Here is a 4,004-nt window from a genome sequence, read left to right as displayed (position 1 = left end):
GGGAAGCGGCTGATGTGATCGCGGAAACCCTGCTCGGCCGTGCCGTAGTCCCCCGACAGGATGAACTGGTAGGAGTTGCGGTAAAGCTCGTCCGGATCGTTAGTGGAAGGCAGTGCCGCGACCACCGTGCCGCCGGACTTGCCAGCCTTGGCGTCGGTTGCCGGCGCGGGGGCCGCCGGTGCGGTCTCGGCCGGAGCGCTGGCCTGGGTGTTTCCATCGGCGTTGACCACATTGCCGTTCTTGTCGACGGTGATGGTGCCGAACGTCTTCGGCGGCGCGCCGGTGATCACCTTGCCGGGGTCGCCGGTCTGCGACTCGACGATGACCTCGCCGACGCTCTGGCCGCCGTCGGACTGATTGCCGGCATCGGCCGGCGCCTGCGTGGCCGGAGCCTCGGCGACGCTGTTGTTGGTGCCGCTTTCGGTATTGCCATCGCTGTTGGGAGCCGGCGTGGCGTCCGACTTCTTCTGGCTGGCCGGCTGCTGCCCGCCTTGCGTGCCGCCCTCGAGCTGCTGGAAGCGGAATTCGTTGTCTTCCTGCTGCTTGCGGATCTGCTCCTGCATCTGCAGGATCTGGAAATTGAGTTCCTCGATCTTGCCGTTCATCTGCCTGAGCTGGTCTTCCAGGCCGGTGGCGCTGGCGCCATCCTGCTGCGCGACCTGCTGCTGCTCCGGCTTCTTCTTCTCGCCAAAGATGCCAAGCGTCGGCAGGTGGAAGGAAAACCCACTATCGGCAGGCTGCCCGGTGCCGGCTGCCGGGGCGGCGATGCTGGATAGGAGCAGCAGCGCAAGCGTGCCGCTGAGGACCGTTCTGAAGTGCATTATGTCTCTCGCCGTGAAATTGATAGCCCGTTGCGCCCTTCCGATTCAGAGTGGGACCAAGCGCCCTCGGCTCATAGCAGGGCGCGAGACTTCGGCCAAATTTTGTTTCAGGGCGCTGGATATGAAAAAGGCGGCCAAATGGCCGCCTTTCGCATGGATCTGTTGCAATTTTGCCGCCCACAGCGCCGCGCGTCGTCAGACGCGCAAAGGACGTTGTGGCACTTTTGGATTGACCCATGATCCTTTCCGAAAATCGAATCCGATTTTCGGGGTCAGCGTCAGGAACCGGCGCCCGAGAGCGTGGTGACGGCGCGGCGGTTCTGCGACCAGCAGGAGATGTCGTCGCAGACGGCCACCGGGCGCTCCTTGCCGTAGGAGATCGTCTTCAGGCGCTGGGCCGAAACGCCCTTGGAGACCAGGAAGTCGCGGGTGGCGGCGGCGCGGCGGGCGCCGAGCGCCAGATTGTACTCGCGCGTGCCGCGCTCGTCGGCATGGCCTTCGATGACGATGGCATACTGCTTGTACTGGTTCAGCCACTGCGCCTGGCGGCCAAGAGTCGTCTGCGCGTCGGCGCGGATCGACGAGGAGTCGGTGTCGAAGAAGATGCGGTCGCCGATGTTGACGGTGAAGTCCTGCGCGGAACCCGGCGTGGCGGCGCCGGCGCCGTTGAGGCCGAGATCGGCCGCGCTGTTCGGGGTCTTCTTCGAGGCGCAACCGGTGATGGCGAGTGCCGCCACCAGCGCGATCATGGCCGGGTTTCTGGTAAGTGCTGCGATACGGCCCATGCCGCCTCTCCTTCGCATTCGAGTGATTTCGTTGATCACCCAGTAACCACGTTTGGGTTAACCGGCATTCAAGAAACACGGTTAATATTTGGTTTCAGGCCGCCGTCCGCAGCCGTTACGCCCACGCATTACCAAGGGCGACAATGCGCGCGGACCGTAGGCGGAAATGCGGCCAAAACATGAAAAAAGAGGGAAATGGGGAACTGGAGAATTGAAGAACTGGAGAAAAGAGGTCACTTCAGCGACCCTCTGAGATTCACCAGCATTCCGCAGATCTGATTGTAGGACCGTAGCCACTCGTCGAGCTGTGTCTTAGAGATGTACTCAAGGTCGAACGCGTAGGAGATCCATGTCTCGACTTCGCTGCACGACCCCATAGCCATTGAAATGAAGCGAGCGAATTCCGCTTTGGAATGAGGCTGCTTGGCAAAGCCCTCAGCCAAGTTGGCGCAGATGGCCTTGCTCGAGCGACGCAACTGATCGGCTAGCGCGTATTGCTCGATCTTCGGAAACGCCAACGTGGCTTTGTGAATTTCAAGAGAAACTGCGTACGCCCGCTTATAGACCTCCAGGTCCCTTGCACGTCCAACGTAGCTTCCCCGCTTCTCCATTTCTTCAGTTCTTCAATTCCCCAATTCTCCAATTCCCCATTCCCTCCCCCTCACTCCAGCAGCGGCGACCAGGCCGGGTCGGAAGCGAAGTTCGAGGTCGGGATCGACTGCTCGTTGCGGCCGGTGAGGTCGACCGAAACCAGCTTCGGGCCGCCGGCCGAGTCGCGGAAGAACATCAGCACGCGGCCGTTGGGCGCCCAGGTCGGCCCCTCCTGCTGGAAGCCGGACGACAGAATGCGCTCGCCCGAGCCGTCGGTCTTCATGACGCCGATCTGGAACTCGCCGCCGGTCTGCTTGGTGAAGGCGATGAGGTCGCCGCGCGGCGACCACACCGGCGTCGAATAGACGCCATCGCCGAAGGAGATGCGGGTCTGGCCGGAGCCGTCGGCGCCCATCACATAGATCTGCGCGCGGCCGCCACGGTCGGAAGTGAACACCACCTGGCTGCCGTCGGGCGAATAGGACGGCGAGGTATCGATGGCGGTGGAATTGGTCAGCCTTGTGGTCGAGCGGCTCCTCAGGTCCATGGCGAAGATGTTGGAATTGCCGTCGTCGCGCAGCAGGCTCATGATCACCTTCTGGCCGTCGGGCGAGAAGCGCGGCGCAAACGTCATGCCGGGGAAGTTGCCGACCAGTTCGCGCTGGCCGGTCTCGATCTGCAGGAGATAGACCTTCGGCTGGCCGCTCTCATAGGACATGTAGGTGATTTCCTGCCGGTTCGGCGAGAAGCGCGGCGTCAGCACGATCGAGCGGCCGTCGGAGAGATAGCGCACGTTGGCGCCGTCCTGGTCCATGATGGCGAGCCGCTTCTTGCGCGCGTTCTTGGCGCCGGATTCGTCGATGAAGACGACGCGCGTGTCGAAATAGCCCTTTTCGCCGGTAATCTTCTCATAGATCGCATCGGCGATGATATGAGCGACACGGCGCTGATTGGCGTCGTTGGCGAAAAACTGCTCGCCGGCCAACTGCGTGTTGCCAAAAATATCCCACAGCCGGTACTGGGCGCGGATGCGGCCGTCCGCCTCCTTGCTCACGCTGCCGGTCACCAGCGCCTGCGCGTTGATGACCTTCCAGTCCTCGTAGCGCGGCGCCGCATCTGGGTTGGTGATCTTTTCGACAAAAGCGGCCTTGTCGATCGGCGCGAACAGTCCTGACCGTTTCAGATCGGCGGTTACGATCTCCGATATCTGCGCGCCAAGCTCTCCCTGAAAGTCGGGGATGGCGATCGGCATCGGCTCGACATTGCCTCTGTTGACGTTGAGCTCGAGGGTTGCACGAGCAGGCAAGGTGGCGACAGAAATCATGCCCATCGCCATTGCGGCGACCATCAGGAGCGGCTTGAGGATGGCTTTCATGTCTTCTCGCTTCTCTTGCTGATTTTTTGGGCGCTCAGGCTACAGGCCAAGCATCGCTCTCGGATCAAAGTTGACGCGGACGTCGGACCATATGTCCTGCTTGCCGGCGGGCACCTGCAGCCCGGCGACATCACATTTCTGCACGGCGCGAACCGCACTGGCGTCGAACTGGGGGTTGCCGCTGGACTTTTCGATAGTCGGGCGGCCTTCCAACTTACCGGAGGCGTTCAGGTTGAAGCGAACGACCACGGTGAAATCCTCGGAACCTTCGAGGCCGACCGGAAGGGTCCAGCAATGGCCGAGCTGATCTTCCAACGCGCCTTGTTCCGACCTGGAGAGTTTCTGGCCCTGATCCTTTTCGCCGCCCAGCGAGGCCTGCTGTGTCGAGCGCTTGGCGCCGCCACCGGAAGGCTTCTGCTTGTCGAGCAGCGC

5 protein-coding genes are annotated in these 4,004 nt (G+C 62.3%); all 5 read right to left on the bottom strand.

The window, feature by feature from the left end:
• Positions 1-821, bottom strand: an 821-nt coding sequence (locus EN780_RS28900) for a tol-pal system protein YbgF (RefSeq protein WP_128275994.1), incomplete at its 3' end; no start/stop codon positions are given.
• Between the two features lie 278 nt (positions 822-1,099).
• The gene (gene pal / locus EN780_RS28895; protein ID WP_127283767.1) at positions 1,100-1,606 is read right to left on the bottom strand and encodes a peptidoglycan-associated lipoprotein Pal; all 507 of its coding nucleotides are present in this window, start codon (positions 1,604-1,606) and stop codon (positions 1,100-1,102) included.
• A gap of 233 nt (positions 1,607-1,839) precedes the next feature.
• On the bottom strand, positions 1,840-2,217 hold the full coding sequence (locus tag EN780_RS28890) for a four helix bundle protein (protein WP_128275993.1): 378 nt from the start codon (positions 2,215-2,217) through the stop codon (positions 1,840-1,842).
• A gap of 50 nt (positions 2,218-2,267) precedes the next feature.
• Complete coding sequence (gene tolB, locus EN780_RS28885) at positions 2,268-3,572, bottom strand: Tol-Pal system beta propeller repeat protein TolB (RefSeq protein ID WP_127283765.1); 1,305 nt, start codon at positions 3,570-3,572, stop codon at positions 2,268-2,270.
• Between the two features lie 39 nt (positions 3,573-3,611).
• A partial coding sequence (locus EN780_RS28880) for an energy transducer TonB (RefSeq protein WP_133372753.1) occupies positions 3,612-4,004 on the bottom strand: 393 nt, incomplete at its 5' end.

Source organism: Mesorhizobium sp. M4B.F.Ca.ET.089.01.1.1 (assembly GCF_004022605.1).
Classification (GTDB): domain Bacteria; phylum Pseudomonadota; class Alphaproteobacteria; order Rhizobiales; family Rhizobiaceae; genus Mesorhizobium; species Mesorhizobium abyssinicae.
Note: the sequence above shows the minus strand (reverse complement) of the source record. Positions and strands in the feature narration are given on the sequence as shown.